The 24,406-nt window shown below is 35.3% G+C and carries 23 protein-coding genes; 16 read left to right on the forward strand and 7 right to left on the reverse strand.

The annotated features are described in order from the left end of the window. Positions 1–744: transposase (locus JM172_RS15020; protein WP_214483187.1), on the forward strand; the 744-nt coding region annotated here is incomplete at its 5' end. Between the two features lie 255 nt (positions 745–999). Here the strand turns inward: JM172_RS15020 and JM172_RS15025 are convergent. Next, positions 1,000–2,472 (reverse strand): aminotransferase class I/II-fold pyridoxal phosphate-dependent enzyme, encoded by a 1,473-nt coding sequence (locus JM172_RS15025; protein WP_214483188.1) that lies wholly within the window; start codon positions 2,470–2,472, stop codon positions 1,000–1,002. A gap of 1,032 nt (positions 2,473–3,504) precedes the next feature. On the opposite strand from JM172_RS15025, the gene JM172_RS15030 reads away from it, so the two are divergent. Together JM172_RS15030 and JM172_RS15035 are read left to right on the forward strand one after the other, a co-directional pair. Then, complete coding sequence (locus JM172_RS15030) at positions 3,505–4,464, forward strand: NAD(P)H-dependent flavin oxidoreductase (protein WP_214483189.1); 960 nt, start codon at positions 3,505–3,507, stop codon at positions 4,462–4,464. Positions 4,465–4,501: 37 nt separating this feature from the next. Next, positions 4,502–4,774: a UPF0223 family protein gene (locus tag JM172_RS15035; RefSeq protein WP_214483190.1), complete on the forward strand. Its 273-nt coding sequence runs from the start codon at positions 4,502–4,504 to the stop codon at positions 4,772–4,774. Positions 4,775–4,966: 192 nt separating this feature from the next. On the opposite strand, the gene JM172_RS15040 is transcribed toward JM172_RS15035, so the two are convergent. Beyond that, positions 4,967–5,608: a YktB family protein gene (locus JM172_RS15040; RefSeq protein ID WP_214483191.1), complete on the reverse strand. Its 642-nt coding sequence runs from the start codon at positions 5,606–5,608 to the stop codon at positions 4,967–4,969. Positions 5,609–5,819: 211 nt separating this feature from the next. Here JM172_RS15040 and JM172_RS15045 point away from each other — a divergent pair, with 211 nt between their 5' ends. Together JM172_RS15045 and JM172_RS15050 are read left to right on the forward strand one after the other, a co-directional pair. After that, positions 5,820–6,014 carry a hypothetical protein gene (locus JM172_RS15045; RefSeq protein WP_214483192.1) on the forward strand — a complete coding sequence of 65 codons (195 nt, stop codon included), beginning with the start codon at positions 5,820–5,822 and terminating at the stop codon, positions 6,012–6,014. A gap of 284 nt (positions 6,015–6,298) precedes the next feature. Continuing rightward, entirely contained in the window at positions 6,299–7,099 is an 801-nt protein-coding gene (locus tag JM172_RS15050) for an inositol monophosphatase family protein (protein WP_214483193.1), read from the forward strand. A gap of 205 nt (positions 7,100–7,304) precedes the next feature. Here the strand turns inward: JM172_RS15050 and JM172_RS15055 are convergent, their stop codons facing one another. Then, on the reverse strand, positions 7,305–7,490 hold the full coding sequence (locus tag JM172_RS15055; RefSeq protein ID WP_214483194.1) for a YlaF family protein: 186 nt from the start codon (positions 7,488–7,490) through the stop codon (positions 7,305–7,307). 167 nt (positions 7,491–7,657) lie between these two features. On the opposite strand from JM172_RS15055, the gene typA reads away from it, so the two are divergent. From typA to JM172_RS15070, 3 genes are all read left to right on the forward strand, one after another. After that, positions 7,658–9,499, forward strand: a complete 1,842-nt coding sequence (gene typA, locus JM172_RS15060) for a translational GTPase TypA (RefSeq protein WP_214483195.1) — start codon at positions 7,658–7,660, stop codon at positions 9,497–9,499. A 251-nt stretch (positions 9,500–9,750) separates the two neighbouring features. Next, positions 9,751–10,068 carry a YlaH-like family protein gene (locus JM172_RS15065; protein WP_214483278.1) on the forward strand — a complete coding sequence of 106 codons (318 nt, stop codon included), beginning with the start codon at positions 9,751–9,753 and terminating at the stop codon, positions 10,066–10,068. An 11-nt stretch (positions 10,069–10,079) separates the two neighbouring features. Further along, positions 10,080–10,370: a hypothetical protein gene (locus tag JM172_RS15070; protein ID WP_214483196.1), complete on the forward strand. Its 291-nt coding sequence runs from the start codon at positions 10,080–10,082 to the stop codon at positions 10,368–10,370. Between the two features lie 151 nt (positions 10,371–10,521). On the opposite strand, the gene JM172_RS15075 is transcribed toward JM172_RS15070, so the two are convergent. Beyond that, positions 10,522–10,722, reverse strand: coding sequence for a YlaI family protein (locus JM172_RS15075; protein ID WP_214483197.1), 201 nt, complete (start codon positions 10,720–10,722; stop codon positions 10,522–10,524). Between the two features lie 94 nt (positions 10,723–10,816). On the opposite strand from JM172_RS15075, the gene JM172_RS15080 reads away from it, so the two are divergent. After that, complete coding sequence (locus JM172_RS15080; protein ID WP_214483198.1) at positions 10,817–11,269, forward strand: pyridoxamine 5'-phosphate oxidase family protein; 453 nt, start codon at positions 10,817–10,819, stop codon at positions 11,267–11,269. An 89-nt stretch (positions 11,270–11,358) separates the two neighbouring features. Here JM172_RS15080 and JM172_RS15085 read toward each other — a convergent pair whose 3' ends face one another. Beyond that, positions 11,359–11,958, reverse strand: a complete 600-nt coding sequence (locus tag JM172_RS15085; RefSeq protein ID WP_214483199.1) for a YhcN/YlaJ family sporulation lipoprotein — start codon at positions 11,956–11,958, stop codon at positions 11,359–11,361. Positions 11,959–12,184: 226 nt separating this feature from the next. Between JM172_RS15085 and JM172_RS15090 the strand changes: the two genes are divergently transcribed. Beyond that, positions 12,185–13,513 carry a PhoH family protein gene (locus tag JM172_RS15090; protein WP_214483200.1) on the forward strand — a complete coding sequence of 443 codons (1,329 nt, stop codon included), beginning with the start codon at positions 12,185–12,187 and terminating at the stop codon, positions 13,511–13,513. 193 nt (positions 13,514–13,706) lie between these two features. Here the strand turns inward: JM172_RS15090 and JM172_RS15095 are convergent, their stop codons facing one another. Continuing rightward, a complete protein-coding gene (locus JM172_RS15095) occupies positions 13,707–14,201 on the reverse strand; it encodes a molybdopterin-binding protein (protein WP_214483201.1) in 495 nt (164 codons plus the stop codon). A gap of 136 nt (positions 14,202–14,337) precedes the next feature. Here JM172_RS15095 and glsA point away from each other — a divergent pair, with 136 nt between their 5' ends. From glsA to pyc, 4 genes are all read left to right on the forward strand, one after another. Then, on the forward strand, positions 14,338–15,267 hold the full coding sequence (glsA, locus tag JM172_RS15100; protein ID WP_214483202.1) for a glutaminase A: 930 nt from the start codon (positions 14,338–14,340) through the stop codon (positions 15,265–15,267). A gap of 96 nt (positions 15,268–15,363) precedes the next feature. Continuing rightward, positions 15,364–15,645 carry an Fpa/YlaN family protein gene (locus JM172_RS15105; RefSeq protein ID WP_214483203.1) on the forward strand — a complete coding sequence of 94 codons (282 nt, stop codon included), beginning with the start codon at positions 15,364–15,366 and terminating at the stop codon, positions 15,643–15,645. A gap of 162 nt (positions 15,646–15,807) precedes the next feature. Then, complete coding sequence (locus JM172_RS15110) at positions 15,808–17,034, forward strand: FtsW/RodA/SpoVE family cell cycle protein (RefSeq protein WP_214483204.1); 1,227 nt, start codon at positions 15,808–15,810, stop codon at positions 17,032–17,034. Positions 17,035–17,119: 85 nt separating this feature from the next. Further along, on the forward strand, positions 17,120–20,566 hold the full coding sequence (pyc, locus tag JM172_RS15115; protein WP_214483205.1) for a pyruvate carboxylase: 3,447 nt from the start codon (positions 17,120–17,122) through the stop codon (positions 20,564–20,566). 125 nt (positions 20,567–20,691) lie between these two features. On the opposite strand, the gene JM172_RS15120 is transcribed toward pyc, so the two are convergent. Next, the gene (locus JM172_RS15120) at positions 20,692–21,612 is read right to left on the reverse strand and encodes a COX15/CtaA family protein (RefSeq protein ID WP_214483206.1); all 921 of its coding nucleotides are present in this window, start codon (positions 21,610–21,612) and stop codon (positions 20,692–20,694) included. A gap of 655 nt (positions 21,613–22,267) precedes the next feature. Between JM172_RS15120 and cyoE the strand changes: the two genes are divergently transcribed. Further along, positions 22,268–23,167 (forward strand): heme o synthase, encoded by a 900-nt coding sequence (gene cyoE, locus JM172_RS15125; protein WP_250886696.1) that lies wholly within the window; start codon positions 22,268–22,270, stop codon positions 23,165–23,167. Positions 23,168–23,296: 129 nt separating this feature from the next. Continuing rightward, complete coding sequence (coxB, locus tag JM172_RS15130) at positions 23,297–24,367, forward strand: cytochrome c oxidase subunit II (protein ID WP_214483279.1); 1,071 nt, start codon at positions 23,297–23,299, stop codon at positions 24,365–24,367. Positions 24,368–24,406: the final 39 nt, after the last annotated feature.

The following is a 24,406-nucleotide window of genomic DNA, read 5'->3' on the forward strand; positions in this document are numbered from 1 at the left end:
ATGAAAGATGATTATATGAAAAACGGACAATTGAAAGCTGGTTACAATGTACAAATCGCAACGGAAGGTCAATACACACTTGCCTATAGTTTGTTTTCAAACCCAACAGATACACGTACATTAATTCCATTTTTAGATGAAATTGAGCAACATTATTTCGAGTTACCGAACCACATTGTTGCAGATGCAGGTTATGGTAGTGAACAGAACTATAATGATATCCTTTCTAATAGAAAACGAGAAGCGCTTATTACGTATAACTTATATTTAAAGGAACAAAAGAAAAAGTACCGACAAAACACATTTAATCCCGACAATTGGGAGTATGACGAGGAAACAGATACATATACATGTCCTAATCAAAAGAGCCTTCAATTTCAATATCATTCTATTCGCAATGACCGTACAGGATTTGAACGGAAGTTCAAAGTCTACGAGTGTGAAGACTGTTCCTCATGCCCATTCCGTTCATTATGTACAAAAGCAAAAGAAGGCAACAATCGAAAACTAATGGTGAATGAAAAATGGGAACAGCAAAAAGAATATGTAAGAGCGAAGCTTTCAGAAGAGAAAACGAGTGCCATCTATCGAAAACGAAAAATCGATGTGGAACCAGTTTTTGGATTTTTGAAGGCGAATTTGTGTTTCTCTCGATTTTCTGTACGTGGAAAATCGAAGGTGGAAAACGAAATGGGCATTGCGTTAATGGCTGTGAATTTAAACAAAATCACTGCCAACAAATAAGGTAATAGAGGCCCTACCACTCTAAATAGAAAAAAGGTGAATTTGAGCTCACTCAAATTCACCTTTTTTATTTTTGAGGCTAGTTATGTCCCAGCCTCTTTTATTTGCTATTTCATATGGTTAATTTACTTTAAAAAAATTGATAGTTAGGTTGTAATATGGATTCGTTTTAGTATTTTTCTCCCTATCAACCGAACCCATTATTTTGTATATGCTTGTTTGTATAGTGCATTTGCTAGTGTTTCTTGCCTCAGTTTAGCGTATAGCTTTATGCTCTTTTATGACTCTTAGTGAATGTAGATGATTATCTTCAGGGCCTTGAACAGGTAAGCCTGCCTCTAGGTTTTTTATTACGTATTTAAGGTTATCGTTTGTTATTATTTCCCCAGGAATGAAAATTGGAATTCCTGGAGGATACACCATAATAAATTCAGCGCTAATTCTTCCAGCAGACTCCTCAAAAGGAACAATTTCAGTTTCTGCATAAAAAGCATCTCGAGGGGATAGCGCTAATAATGGTATATCGGGTAACAACACCGTAGTTGGCATTGTTGATTTTGCTTGATGGTAAAATTCATCTGCTAAATGGCGTAATGCTCGCAACAATATTTCTGTATCATCTTCAGTATCCCCAGGAGTGATAATACATAAAATATTGTATAGGTCAGATAATTCAACCTCGATATTGTAATGTTTTCTTAGCCAAACTTCAACGTCATGTCCAGTAATCCCTAAATTTTTTACAGAAATTATCAATTTGGTAGGGTCATAGTCAAATGTCGCTTTTGTACCGACAATTTCATGTCCGACACAATATAAATGCTGTATCTTATTAATGGACGCTCTGGTTTTTTCTGCAAGTGCGATGGACTTTTCTATTAATCCATGTCCTTCAGTAGCCAACTGTTTCCTAGCAACATCCAAAGAAGCTAGCAATAAATAAGATGTTGACGTAGTTGTAAGCATGCTTAAAATAGCTTGAACACGGTTCACCGAAACGAGTCCGGATTTTATATTCAGTATAGAACTTTGAGTCATTGATCCCCCAAGCTTATGAACACTCGTTGCTGCCATATCTGCTCCAGCTTGCATTGCGGATAAGGGTAACTTTTCATGAAAATGAATATGAACTCCATGAGCTTCATCAACTAATACTGGCACTTTGTGTTCATGAGCCACTTCAACGATACCTTGTAAATCTGCAGCCACTCCAAAATATGTGGGATTAATTACAAAGACACCTTTAGCATCTGGGTGCTGTTCCAATGCTTTTGACACAGCATCTACGGTTATACCGTGAGAGATACCCAAATTCTTATCAATTTCAGGGTGTATAAATATCGGTATAGCACCTGAAAACACAATTGCTGACATAACTGATTTATGAACATTACGTGGCACGATGATTTTGTCTCCTGGTCCACATACTGACATTATCATAGCCATAATTGCTCCACTTGTACCTTGAACAGAAAAAAATGTGTAATCTGCGTGAAAAGCTTCAGCAGCCAATTGTTGAGCCTGCTTAATCATTCCATTTGGCTGATGCAAATCGTCAAGTGGTTCAATATTAATTAAGTCAATGGAAAACGCATTATCACCTATAAATGAGCGAAACTCTGGTTCAATACCTTTTCCTTTTTTGTGTCCAGGAATATGAAATTGATGAGGATTTTTTTTAGAATGATCTACTAAACCAGTAAATAATGGTGTTTTATTTTGGGACAACTTTATATGGCACCTCTTTTAATAAGCTATTTTCGCATGGAATGTTATTGTTCGTACTAATATATATAAACATGTACAACTGCAGGTCGTGGCACTCTTATAGACTATTATGAATTGGGTTGTTCTGTTTTATAGAAAGATTAGCAACAAGTTTACGAAAAGAGCTTTTAATGATAAGTTATTAGTTTTTACATAAAACACAAGAATTATATCACTTTATGAAAGGGTTGCATAGTACTATCAGTCATTAGAAATTTAAAGGTACTTGTTAACCATCTGAACAAAAAACTTAATGTTAATAGCCCTGGTTTAGTAATGGTATAGTACACATACAGTGTTATTTTTCTTGATAGGACACAAAGGCATAAAAAGTGCTTAGGCTTGTTTGTAATTAAATAGGCTGCTTTCGTATCAAACGTTGCTTTTCGTAATAGCAACTCAACACGAAAATTACTAACGTTCGTGGCATCTTTTCTGGTGTGTAACGGTGACTAGCAATGTAAAGCCACTTTTTATGATGCTAATTTGATAACAATATAACAAAGTGTACGAAAAGAGCCCTACTTAAGGCTTTTCCGCATCAAATGTTGCTTTTCGTAATAGCAATTCAACACGAAATTACTAACGTTCGTGGCATCTTTTCTGGTGTGTAACGGTGACTAGCAATGTAAAGCCACTTTTTATGATGCTAATTTGATAACAATATAACAAAGTGTACGAAAAGAGCCCTACTTAAGGCTTTTCCGCATCAAATGTTGCTTTTCGTAATAGCAATTCAACACGAAATTACTAACGTTCGTGGCATCTTTTCTGGTGTGTAACGGTGACTAGCAATGTAAAGCCACTTTTTATGATGCTAATTTGATAACAAAACAACAAAGTGTACGAAAAGAGCCCTACTAAAAGAAACTTTGTTTTTTAATGAAGTCACTTTTCTAATATAATATTATTGCGTAGTTATGCTATGTTAAAGGATTTTGCCCTATAAAAAGCGAAATAATTATTGTACAGGGATTTATAGGAGGTGTTCATTTGAATTGGGATACAAAGATAACAAAACTATTAGGAATTAAATATCCCATTATTCAAGGGGGGTTAGCTTATTTAGCTTATGCTGACTTAGCAGCTGCTGTAAGTAATGCTGGTGGGTTAGGCCAGATTACAGCGATGTCATTACAAACTCCTGAAGAGTTAAAGAAAGAGATAGATAAGGTTAGAGAACGAACAGATAAACCATTCGGAGTTAATTTTGCCATTGGTCAACACGGAAGAAGTTATTCACATATGCTTGATGTGGCAATAAACGAAAAAGTACCTGTTATTTCATTGACTGGTGGAAATCCAACACCAATATTTGAACAACTAAAAGGTGTAGATGTCAAAAAACTTGTTCTTGTAGCAGCTCGAAGGCAGGCAATTAAAGCGGAGCAATTAGGTGCAGATGCCGTTATGGTAGTTGGACAAGAGGGTGGAGGGCATTTAGGGAAAAATGATACAGGAACGATCGTTTTAATTCCACAAGTAGTTAACGCTGTGTCTATACCAGTTATTGCCTCGGGTGGAATAGGCGATGGTCGGGGATTAATGGCTGCACTTAGTTTAGGTGCAGAAGGAATAGAGATGGGTACAAGATTTATTGCTACGCAAGAATGTATTCATGCTAATCAAGTATATAAGCAGGCTCTCATAGAAGGAACAGAGGATGGGACAACAGTGATAAAACGATCCATAGGGGCGCCAGCACGAGCTATTTCAAACAATTGGACAAAAAAAATTGTTGAGCTTGAGCGGGCAAATGGTGACTATGATCAATTAAAGGATTTCATAAGTGGGTCCGCAAATAAACGTTATATATATGAAGGGAACACCGAAGAAGGTTTTGCATGGGCTGGTCAAGTGATGGGTCTAATAAACGATTCTCCCACAGTAAGTGAACTTTTTGATCGTATTATTAATGAAGCAGAACAAATTCGAAAAACATGGGGAAACTAATATAGGCTAACTTGATTAACATTAAGGGGGAATACCATTGGATTATCAATATCCAATATCTTATGATTGGAACACGAATGAAATTGTTGATGTAGTAAGGTTTTTCGAGACAATCGAACATGCCTATGAAAAAGGCATTGCAAAAGAAACGCTTATGGAAGCGTATCGAGTATTTAAAAAAGTTGTACCGAGTAAAGCTGAAGAAAAAAAATTATGTAAAGAATTTGAAGAAATCAGTGGGTACTCCTCATACCATACAGTTAAAAAGGCGAAAGAAGCTATTACAAATGATGCCATTATTAAAATGTAAGGCTCTCTCTTGTTGTTAATATTTTTGTTTATTGGAACAACTAGGAAAGTTATAAAAAATTATCACCTTTTCTGTAAATATTGCCTGGCCCTATAAATACTTTGCTATGGGGCCAAGCATCTACAGTTGTGTTTGGCAAAAAGCCGAAGCTAAAAGTTCACAAGCACACTTCAAACTATTATTTTATCTTCATTATTTTGAAAGAACGGTGGATGATGACGTTGCTAATTCATACAACGGCATAAGCGTTTTAAAAGTGGTATCAATGATGTTAAGTAACTGTTTGTCATTCATATTTATCACATCATCTTTGTCAATATGAACTCCGCATAATATTTCTGCCTTTTTGATCGTTTGTAGCCTGTTAAACATATGTAGTATTTGCTCATCAGTTAAATTTTCTTGAGCTGTGGCAGTAGGTTTTGTATGATCTGTTGACCAGACAAAGTTGTTAGGAATTTTAAGCTCACGATATTGTTCTTCAAGTATTATTCCTAAGTTCTCCTTGTATGGGTACTCATAGATAACTGCAAATATGATAAATAAATGACTCCCCCACAGGCCAACCTGGAAGTGTGGTAGCATTTTATATCCTCTTGCATTACTTGAAAAAGCTACCCAAGTATCATTAGGTGGGTTTTTAGTTCGACGAGCATGTTTGGCCACATGAAAAAACATCTCATTCCCAGTTAGCGTTGTAAGAGAAGGGACAAAATGGGTGCCAATAAATTCAAATTTTGGCCTAATTAATTGCTTTATCGCTGTCATTCGATCATCTAATTCAGGAATCATAAAAGTATCAAAATCATCTGCTGAAAAGCCTTGAAAATTCATAATTACACTCCTTAAAAAATATCTTCATTCGAGAATTTATAACAAATCTTATTTTACCATAAATCTTGTATACAAATTCTATCTAACATAATGGGTCTACACACATTTTTGTTCCATAGACATCTAGCTCAACATAAAGATATAACAACAAATTCAAATATAGTCATTCTGAAGTGGGTACTAACAGTAAAAACCGAGGGGGTGCATTTACTTGAAACAAGTAATGAAATCTTTGAAGCGTAGTGATAGTGAACAGCGATTAGCGGTTTTACGGTTGGAATTAGATTATGAGTTGTCGACACTTTATGAAGCCATTGTGGAAAAAAATGTACCTAAAAAAAATGAGTGTTTAAAGCGACTAGAACAAATACGAGAAGAATTATTGTCACTAGGATGGTTTAAATAAAGGCTCTGTTGTTAAATTCAGTTGTTATCTTTTAACCAAATAAGTAGAATGTTAAACGGCTTCCCGTGTTTAAAGAATAATAGGGGCTAAGTTTACACGCTTTAGCCGAGTTAATTCTTAGCTGGAGTAGCTACAATCAAGTAAAAAACAGCCATAGAAAAACACCAATTAGTATAACTGTTGGTGTTTTTCTTGTACAGTTTAAGTAAAGCTTGAATGAAGCTTGTGTTTTCTGTATGCTGAATTGTAAAAGTTATACTAATGAAATAGGGAGGCAGCTCTTAATGAGTAACAATTGGGACGAGATAGATCAAACCGCGAAGAAGTGGATCAAAGAAGCTGGTATTGTTATACGCAATTCGTTTACGAAACAAGTAGGTATACATACAAAATCAAATCCTAATGATTTAGTGACTGATATTGATCGAGAAATAGAGCAATTTTTTATTAAAAAAATTAACAGTAAATACGCTACTCATTATGTGTTAGGTGAAGAAGGATTTGGTAATGAAGTTAAAACATTGAATGGTACTGTTTGGATTATTGATCCTATTGACGGGACGATTAATTTCGTGCATCAGCAAAGAAATTTTTGCATCTCAATAGGCATTTATGAAAATGGCGTAGGTATGATCGGTCTTATTTATGATGTTGTTAGTGATGAGCTTTTTCATGCAAGAAAAGGTCATGGTGCATATATAAATAACATCTTGTTATCACCGTTGAAAGACACGCCAATCCATGAAGCAATCATTGGAATCAATGCTACTTGGGTAACAGAAAATTGGCGCATTGATCATGCTATTCTATCTCCGATCGTAAAAGACGCAAGAGGGACGCGTTCTTATGGCTCTGCTGCGCTAGAAATGGCGTATGTTGCTGCTGGAAGGTTAGATGGATACATTACAATGAGGTTGTCACCTTGGGACTTCGCTGCAGGTGTTGTAATATTAAGTGAGGTAGGTGGAGTTGTAACAACAGTAAAAGGAGAAGAAATTTCATTTCTAGAAGAGAATAGTATATTTGCAAGTAGTATCAACTTACATAACAGAATTTTGCAAAAGTATAAACTGAATGAGGGTTAAATCTACATTACGTGAATGAGGCCTGTCCAATGGTCTTATTAACACGATTGCAAATAATTAGTTGTTAATTGAACGTTCACATATTCAATCATATAGCCTCAACTCCATTCCACCCGTTCCGTTATTAGTCGTTTGGGTGGAATGGACTCTAATTTCGGTTTGTTTAAAGCTTGTCAAAACCGATAGTAGGAGCATAAGTCTTCCGTTATAACCTTCCTTGCTCACGCATTTTCTTCTTTGTCACGAATCCAAACCCCATTGCTATAACAAAACTAATACTTGCTGTAATAATACCAATAATATTTTGTTCAGCAATAAATATTCCGACAGACATGATGCAAATAGTTGCGAGAATAGCGAATAATAACATAGTGAGGTTGAGTTTTTTCATATTCGTTAAAAAACCCCCAATTAAAAGTCTCAAATTGAGCTTAAATAATACTTACACCTTTAGTGTACAGAAAAATATCCATCTTTTCTACTATGAATGTGATATAATAGCCTAGTTGGTTTTTTGTCAAGGTAAAATATGAACATCAAATTTAGGAGTTGAAGACGTTGACTATTCGTCAAGATATACGAAATATAGCGATTATTGCCCATGTTGATCATGGAAAAACGACGCTCGTTGATAAATTATTACAACAAGCAGGTACTTTCCGAGTAAATGAACAAGTTGAAGACCGTGCCATGGATTCAAATGATTTGGAGCGCGAGCGTGGTATAACTATTTTAGCTAAAAATACTGCGATTAATTATAATGATTGTCGAATAAATATATTAGATACACCAGGTCACGCTGATTTTGGTGGAGAAGTTGAACGTATTATGAAAATGGTTGACGGTGTGTTACTCGTTGTAGATGCTTACGAAGGGTGTATGCCACAGACTCGATTCGTTTTGAAAAAAGCACTTGAGCAGAATTTAACACCAATTGTTGTTGTTAATAAAATAGATAGAGATTTCGCACGACCAGAAGAGGTTGTTGACGAAGTGATTGATTTATTCATTGAGCTTGGAGCAAATGAAGAACAGCTTGATTTTCCAGTGGTATATGCTTCAGCGATTAATGGTACTGCAAGTACAAACCCTGAAAAACAAGATGAAGATATGAAGGCATTATTCGAAGGAATTCTTAAATACATTCCTGCCCCAATTGATAATAGTGATGAGCCACTTCAATTTCAAGTGGCATTATTAGACTATAATGACTATGTAGGACGTATAGGTATCGGTAGAGTATTTAGAGGTACTATGCAAGTTGGTCAACAAGTATCTCTTATGAAACTTGATGGATCTGTGAAGCAGTTTCGTGTGACAAAGATGTTCGGTTTTTCGGGGTTGAAGCGCATTGAGATTAATGAAGCAAAAGCTGGAGACCTTGTTGCAGTGTCTGGAATGGAGGACATCAATGTAGGTGAAACAGTTTGTCCGTTTGATCATGAAGAGGCGTTACCGGTGTTACGAATTGATGAGCCGACATTACAGATGACATTTCTTGTGAACAATAGCCCTTTTGCAGGAAGAGAAGGTAAGTTTGTAACAGCTAGGAAAATAGAAGAACGATTGCTTGCTGAGTTGCAAACAGATGTAAGTCTCCGTGTAGAAAATACTGAATCACCAGATGCATGGATTATTTCTGGTAGAGGTGAGCTACACTTATCAATTTTAATTGAAAATATGCGTCGAGAAGGATATGAAATACAAGTGTCGAAACCAGAAGTTATCGTAAGGGAAATCGACGGTGTAAGATGTGAACCAGTAGAGCGTGTACAAATTGATGTCCCAGATGAACATACCGGATCGATTATCGAGTCAATTGGCGCTCGTAAAGGTGAAATGCTCGATATGATTAATAATGGGAATGGTCAAGTAAGGTTAGTTTTCATGGTACCAGCTAGAGGTTTAATAGGTTATACTACTGAGTTTCTTTCTCTTACTAGAGGATTTGGGATTCTTAACCATTCATTTGATAGCTATCAACCAATGCAGCAAGGACAAGTCGGTGGAAGACGCCAAGGTGTTCTCGTTTCAATGGAAAAAGGCAAAGCATCATCATACGGTATAATGGGGGTAGAAGATCGCGGCACAATCTTCGTAGAGCCAGGTACAGAAGTATATGAAGGTATGATTGTTGGTGAGCATAACCGTGAGAATGACCTTGTTGTGAATATATGTAAACAAAAACAGATGACTAACGTACGTTCAGCAACAAAGGATCAAACAACAACGATGAAAAAACCACGTATCATGTCACTTGAACAATCTTTAGAGTATTTAAATGATGATGAGTATTGTGAAATCACACCTGAATCTATTCGTTTGCGTAAGAAGCTTTTAAATAAAAATGAGCGAGAGAAAATAGCGAAGAAAAAGAAATATGCTGAAATGAACAGCTAAATATTTAACATGTTATTCGTTTTTCAATATAGTATGAAATTGGTCTTGTGGCTGGTATAATTGCATTATAAATTGTATCAGTCACTTGGCTTATGTTATGCAATTTTATAGTTTGGCTTAATTCCTTGACCCACAAAGTAATTGCCTCCTTAGTCTAAAGAGAAAACGTATGTTTAAACTAAGTGATTCTATTCTTGATGGGGAGGGTGGCGATATTGCTTTCTTAATGTAAGGAGGGATTTGAAATGGAAATTGATGTTTCTTCAAGGCTGTCATTTTTTGCCTCATTATATCAAGTAGACGACAATCCAGAATTGGGCATGTGGCTATTATACATAACGATTTTTGCATTAAGTATTGTTGTATATAAGCTGGGCTTTGCTAAAAAACTTCCTTTGTTAAAAAATATTGTGATTTATGCTTTTTTAGCATTAGGTTGTACAGTGTTAACTTTTTTCGGGGCATTTTTACCAATGGCAGAAGGATTGTTTTTTGCAGCGGTTATTTTAATTATATATAAAATTAGATTAAATCAAGCAAAAAAGCACAAAGCAAATACTAATTCCTAGGATGTGCAATCATGAAATCATTACAAGATGCCTTGTATAATTGGTTAAGTATAAAAGTAGTTGCAGATTCGAGAAAAAATGATTCTGCTGCTCAAGATACATACGCACTTTTTACAAATATATTAGTGGATGAACATGGACTGTCAAATATTTCTGTTACTAAAGATGAAATCATGTACTATATAAGTTACTCACAAAATGGAAGTGATTTCAAAAATCGATTTCCTATAGAGTTAATTCACGTCATGTTAGATCAAATTGAACTAGAACCTGAGAAGTATATTAATTATCCTAATGAATAAAGCAAAGGTGGCTCATTACTTATGAGTCACCTTTGCTTTATTTAGAGCTGAATGCTGCTCGTTTTGTATAGCAAAGGATGATCAGTTTTAGGTCGTTTCACTCTTTATTGAATTGACTCCCTATTCAGTTCTACTTTTTAAAGCTTTTTTTCTACCACTCGTCCTCTGTTTTTTTGTCACGGTATAGGTGAAAATTTCCAGTAGCAAGCCTCATATTTGTTTTTTCTTCTATGCGTACATAACATGGGTCACACATATATGTATGAATGGGTCTGTTTCTCAGGCGCTTTGCCTGCATCGAATCATCATCAATTGTATTTATCTGGTCACAAAGTACACATTTCACTTTCATTAAAGCACCTCATTAAATAATAATAATTTATTATAGTTTTATCTTACCACAAAAAAAGGTAAGATTATTGTATATATAACTTTGGAGGTGTTTTATGGCAAATCAAGTTGAACCAAAGCTAATTGAACCTTTGTTTTTGGCATTACAGAAGGAACGTTTCGTGACTATTGCGACAGTAGATCATGAAAGTGGAGGCCCTATTGTAAGCGCTATTTCATGGGTTTTTGCTCCAGATGAACAACGCATTTATTTTGCGGTAGATAATAGGTCAAGAATGTTGGAAAATATGAGCCAAAATTCACTCGTTGTTATGAATGTTATTGCCAATGAATCAACGTATGCTATTACAGGGCATGCTTCTGTTAAGGAAAATAAAATAGAAAGTATACCACTAAAGCTTGCACGAGTAGAAATACAAATTTCTGAAGTTCGGGATGTTATGTTCTATGGTTCAAAAATTACTAAGGAACCTAAGTATGAAAAAACCTATGATGAAAAAGCAGCTGCGAAACTAGATAAACAAGTAATGGATGCTTTGAAAAAGTAGGACTAACTTAACTTAGAATGCAATGTACGGAAGCGGAGTAGACAGGGGAGGGAACACTCGGCCGCCCCCTGCTTTTTTGCTTAATTTGTTTAGCCTTGTTGTTCTTCAGACTCCTCTATTTGTTCCTTTTCTAGCTCCTGTTTGTCTTTGTCGTTAAGTTCTCTGTTTGGTTTTTTTGTTGGATCTATTTTTCTATTTGTTTCGATAAGGTCGTTGGGAACTTCAGGCATGACTCTATTAACGATTGCAGATAGTTCATCCATAATTCCTTTAATAGGGTGACCATTCCTTATATCTGTTGCCATTTGTTTTAACCTAACATTCGTATCTGGATCCGCTATCACAATGGCATTTGCACCGTAAGGGTCTTTTTTTAAGCTTTCAGCGACTGAATACTTAATCGTACTAACCTTGGACCTATCCAATTGTGAATTGACATCGATTCCTACGACAGCAAAGTCACCTAATACAATAGCTGTTGCATCATTAACATTAGGTATGCTACTAGCTAAATCCACTAAATGTTTAGCCGCTTCCTGCCCGTTTTTTATTTCTTTCGTTTCGTTTGTTGTATTTTTAACATTTATCATTTCAGGTGAATTCTTATGATCATTTGTTTGTTGATTCATGGTACAGCCTATTAATGTGAATAATGCGATAACAATAGTTATGAGTAATTTTCTTGTCATCGTTATCACTCCTTAGTTTTGAATTTGAATAGCTTATATATTCTTTGTGATAAACAATTTGATTTTATTGTTTATTTAACCTTCTATCTTTATACGTCCAGACATATATTTTATCAAGCCGTCTAATAGTTTAACACGATATTGAAGGTACTCTTTGAACACACACGATAAGAGGTTCTGATGTATCTGATAGAACTGAATTATATCCATACAGGGAGGCGGAGGGTTGGATAAGATCTACGTGTTAGATACAAATGTTTTACTTCAAGACCCACATTCAATTTTTACATTTGGAAATAATGAAGTTGTCATCCCAGCTGTTGTTTTAGAAGAAGTTGATTCAAAAAAACGCTATATGGATGAAGTTGGGAGAAATGCAAGACAAGTATCTAAGTTAGTGGATAGCTTTCGGTTAAGTGGAAAACTTCATGAAAAGATTTCATTAGAGAATGGTGGTGTTCTTAGAATTGAATTGAATCACCGTTCTTTTCAGCAACTACAAGATATTTTCGTAGAAAAAACAAATGATAATCGTATATTGGCAGTTGCCAAAAATTTATCAATCGAGGAACAAAACAAAGAAAATGGCAGGTCAGTCATCCTAGTTAGCAAAGATGCTTTAGTTAGAGTAAAAGCGGATGTGTTGGGATTAAATGCGGAAGACTTTTTAAGTGATAGAGTAGTTGATATTGGTCATATTTACTCAGGTTTTACTGATTTATTTGCAAGTACCGAGGATTTTCAACAGTTTTATAATAAAGGCGATCTAACATTAGCTGAAAATAGTAGTAACCAATTATATCCAAACCAATTTATTATTATGAAGGACTCATCTGGTGGTTCAGCATCTGCAGTTGGGATGATCAATGAGAAAGAGCAAAAAATTAGTAAATTGGTCTTTTTACAAGAACATGTCTGGGGGATAAAGCCTCGTAACGTCCAGCAGATGATGGCTTTAGAATTATTGCTAAGAGAAGATATATCACTCGTTACATTAATTGGTAAAGCGGGGACAGGTAAGACGTTACTTACGTTAGCAGCGGGACTTTTACAAACAGAGGATTTATGTATATATAAAAAATTATTAGTTGCAAGGCCCATTGTACCTGTTGGTAAAGATATTGGTTTTCTACCTGGGGAAAAGCAAGAAAAACTGCGACCGTGGATGCAACCCATCTTTGATAATTTAGAATACTTATTTAATACAAAGAAACCAGGTGAATTAGATGCGATCCTTGCTGGGCTAGGATCAATTGAAGTGGAAGCACTAACTTATATACGTGGAAGAAGTATACCAGAACAGTTCATCATTATTGATGAAGCTCAAAATTTAACGAAGCATGAAATTAAAACAATTTTAACAAGAGTTGGGGAAGGAAGTAAGATAGTGCTCATGGGTGATCCTGAGCAAATAGATCATCCTTATTTGGATGAATACAATAATGGCTTAACTTATGTCGTAGAAAAGTTTAAAAATGAAAGAATTGCAGGGCATGTGAAACTCATAAAAGGAGAACGTTCCAAAATAGCGCAATTAGCAGCTGATATATTATGAAGGAGCACCATCTTATTAAGATGGTGCTCCAGTTGTGTTTAGCGATCATTTAACCACTTTTTCTTTTGTGTTAGGTGCATTTTTACATGCTACCTTGTTGAAGATATATATGATTGTCATCGTTGCACAACAGGAAAAATGCTACGGACTCAATGTAAGACCTTGCGCTTCTCAATAAATGTAGGAAACAGTCTTATTTAACAATGAACTTTCTTATATGTGTGATCGGGCTTTCCTTGTTAGACCCATCAGCAAAATATATATGTATTGGCCCATTATCTTTTAAAGGCTCTCCGTTGTTGGAAAAAGCTAAAATAGCATCTGCAGCTTGTGAGAGTGAGATTGTAATGGTTTCTGTGTGAGTAACTATATCTAATGCTGTAGCATTTTGTAGCGGCTGTGCATTTTCTAAAAAATGTTTAAGTAAAATACCGAATGAACCAGTTAAAACTTTTTCCTTCTCAAATTTTTTTTCCGTTTGTAATGTAGGTGGTGAAATCGCCCCTTCGCTGATTTCACGTTCCCATTGCTTTGAAACATTTGTTACATTACCTTCAGACTTATCTTCCTCTTTATTTGAAGAAAAGAACGATTTTAAATTAATTCGTCTGTCATCAAATATCCATACTGCGGGATCAAGTGTGATGTTATATGCTACATTGCCTTCTATCATTACAATTGATGTCACTAGAATCAACCTTTCTACTTATTTCATTAGCAAAAGTATAGCGTGTTTTTAAATAATTGTCATTAGTACATCATGAAACGTTCAGACCTGGACAAGATAAATATACACTAACAGTGAGAAACTAAGGAGAGATATTATGGCTTGTAAATCCGCTAGTGAATTAGAGCGAACTGTTAATGCAGCTAGAGAATGTATACAGTATGGTAATGTGGCAGCATACATACCCGCATTAGCTAAAGCTAATAAAGAAGATTTAGCTATAGCTCTATATTATCCTGATGGTACGTGCAATTCTGCTGGAGATGTGAATAAAAGGTTTACTTTGCAAAGTATATCAAAGGTAATTAGTTTAGCATTAGCACTAATGGAGCATGGAGAAAAATATGTTTTTTCTAAAGTGGGGATGGAGCCAACTGGTGACCCCTTTCATTCAATTGCTAAGCTAGAAACAACAGTTCCTTCCAAACCTTTAAACCCAATGATAAATGCAGGTGCTTTAGCCGTAACAAACATGATAAGCGGTAACACAGCAAGTGAACAAATTAATAATTTTATATCATTTGTCCGTAAACTTACAGGTGGTGATCATATCTCCTATTCGTCTGAGGTTGCGGATTCAGAGTTTCATACAGCATATCTAAATCGATCTTTAGGTTACTATATGAAAGAACATGGGATTATAAATGGAGATATTGAACGGTTATTGGATGTATACACGAAACAATGTGCAATAAATATTAATTGTATTGAATTAGCGAAAATAGCATTAGTTTTTGCGTTTGATGGTACCAATCCATGCACAGGAGAGAGAATCATTCCTGCACAAATAGCGAGAATATGTAAAACTTTTATGGTTACATGTGGAATGTATAATGCATCTGGAGAGTTTGCAATCAAAATAGGCTTACCTGCAAAGAGTGGCGTTTCTGGAGGAATTCTTGCAGTGTTACCTAATAAATTTGGAATTGGTATCTATGGACCATCTTTAGATGATAAAGGTAATAGCATTGCTGGACTAAAGATGCTAGAAATACTTTCCACAACATTCAAGTTCAGTATATTTTAGTATTGAAAAATCGCTTTTTTCTTGCTTTTTTCCTTTTTTCACGGTAATATTTATAGATAGGATTGGGGTAGTCGCTCGTGAACGGAGGGATTAATTTTGACGGCTGAAATTGCAACAAATGAACGTGAAAAAGCATACAGTCTCTTAAAAGCTGATGCTGCAAAAATACTGAAGTTAATAAAAGTTCAAATGGATAACTTAACGATGCCGCAGTGTCCATTATATGAAGAAGTACTAGATACGCAAATGTTTGGCTTATCTAGAGAAATAGATTTTGCAGTAAGGTTAAGGCTTATAGAAGAACAACAGGGTAAAGAGTTACTGGATGAATTAGAGAAGGAGCTTTCTTCCCTACATGAAGCATCGACGAAAAAATAATATGCATTAACTCAAACTATGAAGATGGTTTGAGTTTTTTTATAAACATTACATATCTTAGAATATTCAGTTTTTAACAAAACGTCAAAGGTTTTTCGTAGTTTAATGGAGAATAATATTTATAAAAGTTTTTGTATTAATATGTAGTTAGGAAGAGGATATATGATAAAAAAAATGTTCAAATCATATGATTATTCAATTGTAGTTGCTGTATTGCTATTGAGTGTCTTTGGATTATTGATGATATATAGTTCCAGTACTGTTATATCGGTAACAAGGTATGATGAATATACAGGTGGGCAAAGTGACTTTTTTTTTCAGCAACAAAAAAAATGGCTAATAATTGGTTTTATAGCATTTCTATCGACCATGATCTTTCCGTATAAAGCGTATGCATCAAAAAAGATTCTTCAAGGCATTGTGTTAGGTATTATTGCCTTGTTAATATTTGTATTCTTTTTAGGTCACACAGCTGGTAATGCCCAAAGTTGGTTAAAGTTAGGTATTATTCGATTACAACCATCAGAGTTTGCTAAGATGGCTGTCATTATATATCTAGCTGCTGCATATTCAAAAAAGCAATCATACATAAATCAATTTGATAGGGCAGTTTTGCCACCAATAATTTTTGTGGGATTTATTTGTATTTTGGTTGTTCTACAGCCTGATATTGGGACAGCTACTATCATTGCAATGATTGCGACCACAATAATTATGTCATCTGGTATGGGGATAAAAAATTTAATTAAACTAGGTATGTTAGCTCTTGCTGGCTTAATTTTAATTACACCTATATTCGTTATTTTCTCGAATCAGATTTTTACAGAAAAAAGGCTGGGGCGACTTTATGGTTATTTAGATCCGTTTGCAAATGAGGATATAGTTGGTGGTGGTTACCAGCTAGTTAATTCGTACATAGCTATAGGGTTAGGAGGTTTAAACGGTTTAGGACTTGGAGAAAGTATTCAGAAGTTTGGTTATTTACCGGAATCTCATACAGACTTTATTATGGCTATTATCGCAGAAGAGTTAGGATTGTTTGGAGTTACCTTTGTGTTATTTTTATTATTGTTTATTATCCTAAAGGGATTTCTTATTGCTCGAAAAAGCAACGATCCATTTGGCAGTTTACTTGCTATTGGCATTTCGTCAATGATAGGTATTCAAACCTTCATTAACTTAGGCGGGGTAACCGGCTTAATTCCGATTACAGGTGTTCCACTACCTTTTATTAGTTACGGTGGGTCATCATTTTTATTATTAATGATTTCAATGGGAATTCTAGTTAATATATCGATGTTTGTTAATCGTCAATTGGATAAACCACAAGAAATGAATGAGCAACCAATTAAGCACCAACAAACTTTCCGAAAACCAATTTCATATTAAATCCATCGTATGTCACAATATGTGCTAACACTGTTGCACTATTTTTTCATAACTTATTATACTTACACAGTCAAGGGGGAAAACAATGAAAACAAATCGTCGCATCAAGAAACTACTAGTAGCAAATCGTGGAGAAATTGCGATCCGAGTATTTAGAGCTTGTACAGAACTAAACATTCGTACTGTAGCGATTTATTCAAAGGAAGATACTGGATCTTTTCATCGATATAAAGCAGATGAAGCTTATCTTGTAGGTGAAGGAAAAAAACCAATTGACGCATATCTGGATATCGAAAACATTATTGATATTGCAAAAACTAACAATATTGACGCAATTCACCCTGGATATGGATTTTTGTCTGAGAACATTAATTTTGCTAGGCGATGTGAGGAAGAAGGGATTATATTTGTCGGGCCTCAATCGAAGCACTTAGATATGTTTGGAGACAAGGTAAAAGCAAGAGATCAAGCTGTTTTAGCTGATATTCCTGTTATCCCAGGTAGTGATGGTCCAGTTAATAGTGTTGAAGATGTGGAGTTATTTGGTAAAACCCATGGTTATCCAATTATCATTAAGGCTTCCTTAGGTGGTGGTGGACGTGGGATGAGAATTGTTCGCAGTGAAGCAGGAGTCAAAGAATCTTACGACCGTGCGAAATCTGAAGCGAAGGCTGCCTTTGGTAATGATGAAGTATACGTAGAAAAATTGATAGAACTTCCAAAGCATATTGAAGTACAAATACTAGGGGATCATGAGGGTAATATTGTTCATTTGTTCGAACGAGATTGTTCTGTACAGCGTCGTCATCAAAAGGTTGTAGAAATTGCACCTAGTATTAGTTTGTCAGAAAAGCTAAGAGATGATATTTGTCAGGCCGCTGTAAAACTAATGAAGAATGTTGATTATATAAATGCTGGTACAGTTGAATTTCTAGTATCGGGAGGAGAGTTCTATTTTATTGAAGTCAATCCTAGAGTGCAGGTGGAGCATACAATAACTGAGATGATTACAGGTATTGATATTGTACAATCTCAAATTCTTATAGCTGAGGGACAAGGGCTTCATAGTGATAAAGTAGGGATTCCTAGTCAAGAGCAAATTATTACTCATGGCTTTGCAATTCAATCTCGTGTTACTACGGAAGATCCATTGAATAACTTCATGCCAGACACAGGTAAGATTATGGCATATCGATCTGGCGGAGGCTTTGGAGTACGCTTAGATGCGGGTAATGGATTTCAAGGAGCGGTTATTACGCCCCATTACGATTCACTCTTAGTCAAGCTATCAACGTGGGCTTTAACTTTTGAACAAGCTGCTGCAAAAATGGTTCGAAATTTAAGAGAATTTCGAATACGTGGTATTAAAACAAATATACCGTTTTTGGAAAACGTAGTTAAACACCAAAAATTCCTGACAGGTGAATATGACACTTCATTTATAGATACGTCACCAGAATTATTTGTATTTCCGAAGCGAAAAGATAGAGGAACTAAAATGCTTTCATATATCGGAACGGTGACTGTCAATGGTTTCCCAGGAGTAGAAAAAAGAAAGAAGCCAGTATTTGATAAACCTCTAATTCCTAAATTAAAGAGCTCAGAGCAAATGCCATCAGGTACAAAGCAAATTCTTAATGATTTTGGTGCTGACGGACTTGTTCATTGGATTCAAGAGCAAAAGCAAGTGTTGCTCACAGATACCACTTTCCGTGATGCTCATCAATCTTTATTAGCAACAAGATTCCGTACAAATGATTTAAAGCAAATTGCCGAACCAACAGCTCGCTTAATTCCTGATTTATTTTCAATGGAGATGTGGGGAGGAGCGACATTCGATGTGGCGTATCGGTTCTTGAAAGAAGATCCGTGGGAACGTTTATTAACATTAAGAGAAAAAGTACCGAATGTATTATTTCAGATGCTACTCCGAGCATCAAATGCAGTTGGTTATAAAAATTATCCAGATAATGTAATTCGTGAATTCGTAGAGAAATCATCTCATGCAGGAATTGATGTTTTTAGAATATTTGATAGTCTAAACTGGGTAGAAGGAATGAGGCTTGCGATAGACTCAGTTCGTCAAAATGGGAAGATCGCTGAAGCAGCAATTTGCTATACAGGTGATATTACTGATCCAACTCGTACGAAGTATGATTTAACATATTACAAAAACCTTGCTAAAGAGTTAGAGCAATCAGGTGCACATATATTAGGCATTAAAGATATGGCAGGTTTGTTAAAACCTCAGGCAGCCTATGAACTAATTTCATCCCTGAAAGAAACAATTGATATTCCTATCCATTTACATACGCATGATACGAGTGGTAATGGAATTTTGATGTATTCAAAAGCAATAGATGCAGGGGTTGACATTGTAGATGTAGCTATGGGCTCAATGGCAGGGTTAACGAGTCAACCTAGTGCAAGTACGCTATGTTATGCATTAGAAGGGTCTGACAGAATGCCAACAGCAGACATCAATGGTTTAGAGCAGTTATCTCAATATTGGGAAGGTGTCCGAAGTTATTACCAAGATTTTGAAAGCGGAATGAAAGCCCCACATTCAGAAGTATATATTCATGAAATGCCAGGTGGTCAATATAGTAATTTACAACAACAAGCTAAAGCTGTGGGACTTGGAGAAAGATGGCAAGAAGTCAAACGTATGTATCGAAGAGTAAATGATATGTTTGGTGATATTGTTAAAGTTACCCCATCATCTAAAGTTGTTGGTGATATGGCGCTGTATATGGTGCAAAATAACTTATCTGAAGAGGATGTTTATGAACGAGGAGAGACGTTAGATTTCCCTGATTCTGTAGTTGAGTTGTTTTCTGGGTCATTAGGTCAGCCTTATGGTGGATTTCCGAAAGAATTACAACGCTTAATTCTAAAAGGACGTGAACCAATAACTGATAGACCGGGTGAACATATTGAGTCAGTTGATTTTTTTGCGATAAAAGAACAGCTGTTTCATACATTAAATAGGCAAGTAACTGATTTTGATGCCATCGCATATGCATTATATCCAAAAGTGTTTATGGATTACATTAAAACAGGCGAACAGTTTGGCAATGTCTCAAAACTAGATACTCCAACATTTTTATATGGTATGCGACTTGGAGAAGAAATTGAAGTAGAGATAGAACAAGGTAAAACTTTAATTGTCAAATTAGTTTCCATCGGACAGCCACAAGCTGACGGAACTCGTGTCGTTTATTTCGAGTTAAATGGTCAACCACGTGAGGTAATTATCAAAGATGAAAATGTAAAATCTACGGTTGCTACTAAATCAAAAATGGATAAAAACAATCCGAATCACCTCGGAGCCTCTATGCCTGGTACTGTTTTAAAAGTGTTAGTTGAAAAAGGGGAGAAAGTCAATAAAGGAGACCATTTATTGATCACTGAAGCTATGAAGATGGAAACAACTGTACAAGCGCCGTTTGCTGGTACAGTAACGGCTATACATGTTTCATCGGGTGAAGCAATTCAAACAGAAGATTTATTAATTGAACTATCACAATAGTTATGTAATATTAACATAAAAAAAGGTCTGACTTTACGCTATCGTTCTGTATATAAGACTTCTCCTTGTCTTATATACAGAAATGTAGGTGTGTAGTCAGACCTTTTTGAAACTCTAATTAATATTTAATCTTGCAGCTTTTCATTCCTGGTACTTCTGGATGCTAATAAAACTAAATAACTTAATACACCGAATAAACATGAGATAAATAATGCATGTAATAATGCAACTATCAGATTTAATTTACTAAATATGATGATGGCACCAGTGATAACTTGTAATATTACGAGTGTGCACGCGATAACCCATCCCCATGTAATAACTCTTTGGTGTTTATGGTGTTTTAATGCCCTCATTGTAATAAAGATAATCCAAATGAAGATTATTCCTGCTGCAAACCTGTGACCCATTTGTATCCATTCATGGCTCGTAGTAGGCAACCCCCAGGCATTATTATTATTACACATCGGCCAATCTTTACAGACTAGGCTTGCGCTTTTATGTCTTACTAATGCACCAGAATATACTACTAAATAACTATAAATCGTTACTGCATATATATGCCATTTCATTTTAGATGCGATGACTATTTTTTCAGCATCAAATTTTTTATCAACTTCAAAGATGAGCAATGTTAATAATAGAACCGAAGCAAAAGAAATTAATGATATACCGAAATGTAAGGCTAGTACAAATGATGATTGTCCCCACATGACAGCAGCTGCACCAATTAAAGCTTGCATTAATAAGAATACAAATGAAATAATAGCTAAAGGCTTCGTTTCTCTTATATGCCCAATCGATCTCCATGACCAAATAGAGAGGATAAGAACCATTATTCCTACTGTGCCTGAGACGACACGATGACTTAGTTCGATGACTTTTTCAGGTGAAATATTACTAGGGATTAGTTCGCCCTCGCATAAAGGCCATGATTTTCCACACCCCATCCCCGAATCTGTTTTTGTTACAAGGGCACCCCCTATTAATATAAAGAGCATACCGATGGTCGTTAAGACCGCAAATAATTTTAATCTTTTGTTCACTACATCACCTTCATATGTAAGAAATGAAATAACGGTCACTTAAGCAAATAACCAAACTTTATGATAGCGAAATTATGTATAAATAGCAAAGGAAAAATGCATAGTAATATTTCTGACATGTGGGATATATAATAATGAAAATAGTTAATTCATATATTAAAAAAGTTTTTGCTCATATTCTTTCATAAAAAGATTGTTTGATCTTATTGTTTCAGAGAAAAGGTAATTGTCAATGGAATAGGAACATTTAAAGTTTGTTAAACCCTACACACATAGTGTTTATAATACCTTTTATGTAAATAATATGGATAAAATAACACAAATTTGTGAACGTTTTACTAATTTTTTTTACTTGATTTATTATAGACAAAAAAAAAACAAAATTTATTCAAAAAAAATTCACAAAACCATCTCGAAATGTGATTTAATATACAGTGATACTATTTGGCTAACTCAAAATTGTGCATTAATAGTTAATAAAGTCACACTACTTAGTTAAATCTGTTCGAAGTAATACTACATAACAGTTTAAATGCTTTGTTTTTACTAGAATTGAGCATCATATTATTATACTGAAGTGAAAAGTAATACTATTAGAAATTAACTGAAGGGGGGAATTTGAATGTCTAATACGAGGACGCTAGACGAAACAAATATGTTGGAGCAAAGCACTCAACATCATTTACACGAGACAAGCGTTTGGAAGGACTTTCTTGCTCTAATTAAAATAGGGATTGTTAATTCTAATTTAATTACGACATTTACCGGATTATGGCTCGCCATGTATTTTTCAGGTGTAGGTTTTTTCGAAAATATAGATGTTGTTCTATTAACTTTAATAGGCTCAGCACTAATTATTGCAGGTTCTTGTAGTCTAAATAATTTTATTGACCGAGATATAGATCACTTAATGGATAGAACAAAACAAAGACCTACTGTGACAGGCAAAGTTCAACCATCACAAGTGTTAGCTTTAGGTCTATTGTTGACAGTAATTGGCACAGGGATATTAGCGTTTACAACTATAACTGCTGCTGTTATTGGGTTGATCGGTATTATCTCATACGTTATTTTATATACGATGTGGTCAAAAAGACTTTACACTTTAAATACAGTAATTGGAAGTATATCCGGAGCAGTACCGCCATTAATTGGCTGGGCTGCAATAGATGCTAATTTACATAGTGTTGCTTGGATTTTATTTATCATCATGTTTGTATGGCAGCCGCCACATTTTCTGGCGCTTGCAATGAAACGTGTGGAAGAGTATAGAGCTGCAGGAATTCCAATGCTCCCTGTTGTTCATGGATTTGCGATCACCAAGCGACAAATGGTTGTTTGGGTTGCATGTCTCCTACCATTACCATTTTATTTATTTGCACTGGGAATCCCGTTTTTAATTTTAGCTACTGTTCTCAATGTAGGATGGTTGGCTTTAGGGTTAGCTGGTTTTAAGATGCAAGACGATGTGAAATGGGCACGCTTAATGTTTGTATACTCACTTAACTATTTGACCATTCTGTTTGTAGCAATGGTTGTCGTGACAATTATATAATTGTTAAAGTCAATGTATAGTTGTCTTCTTAATTGTAGAAGTTCTTTCTCTAATAACATATAGCTGTTAGAAGGAATTTATTTTATTATATTTTAGAAACATTAAATGAAAGAGGGGTATGAAGAAGCTATGAAAAAGTGGCTACCTAATTGGCGCTTGATTTCTGTAATATCAGTCATAGCGTTATTTTTATCAGGCTGTGGAAAACCATTTTTATCCACACTACAGCCAGCGGGAGAAGTAGCAGAAATGCAATATGACCTAATGATTTTGTCAGCAGTAATAATGGTCCTTGTTATTGTTGTTGTCACAGTTATTTTCATTTTTGTCTTATTGCGTTTCAAGGAACGTAAAGGGGAAGAAAACAAAATTCCTAAGCAAGTAGAAGGAAGTCATAAACTAGAAGTGATCTGGACTGTTATCCCGATTATTTTATTGTTAATTTTAGCTGTTCCAGTTGTTAAAGCGACATTTGAACTAGCTGACGTGACTCCAATGCTAGAGGAAACACGCGATGAAAATGCTGTAGTAGTTAATGTAACTGCTAATTTATATTGGTGGGAATTTGAGTATCCAGATTACGGCATTATCACAAGTCAAGATTTAATCGTTCCAACAGATGAGCGAGTATATTTTAATTTAATCGCTTCAGATGTTAAACATTCATTTTGGGTACCTGCTGTTGGTGGGAAAATGGATACAAACACGGATAACACAAACCAATTTTTCTTAGAGTTTGATTCTGCCAAAACAGAAGAAGCTGGCGGCGTTTTCTGGGGTGAATGTGCTGAATTATGCGGACCGTCACATGCGAAAATGGACTTCAAAGTGAAGCCGTTATCGAGGGATGATTTCGATAGTTGGATTAGCAAAATGCAAAATGCTACTACCCCTGTGGCTTCAACTGATTTAGCAGTCCAAGGTGAGGAAATATTTAATAACAGCTGTCTTGCATGTCATGCAGTTTCACCAGAAGACACAAGACCTTTTGGAGCTCGTATCGCACCTAACTTGGCTACGTTCGGTGAACGTGAAACAATTGCAGGTGTCATAGATCATAATGAAGAAAATTTAAGAGCTTGGTTAGAGGATCCAGAACAATTCAAACCAGGAAATAAAATGTCTGGTACATATGGGGATTTACAACCTAATGATATGGATGCTTTAGTCGAATATTTAATGGGACTGAAAGTAGAGTAAATACTAGGGGATTGATCTTTATATATTAAAGGGAGGTAA

Origin of the sequence: Bacillus sp. SM2101 (assembly GCF_018588585.1) — a bacterium.
Classification (GTDB): Bacteria; Bacillota; Bacilli; order Bacillales; family SM2101; genus Nanhaiella; species Nanhaiella sioensis.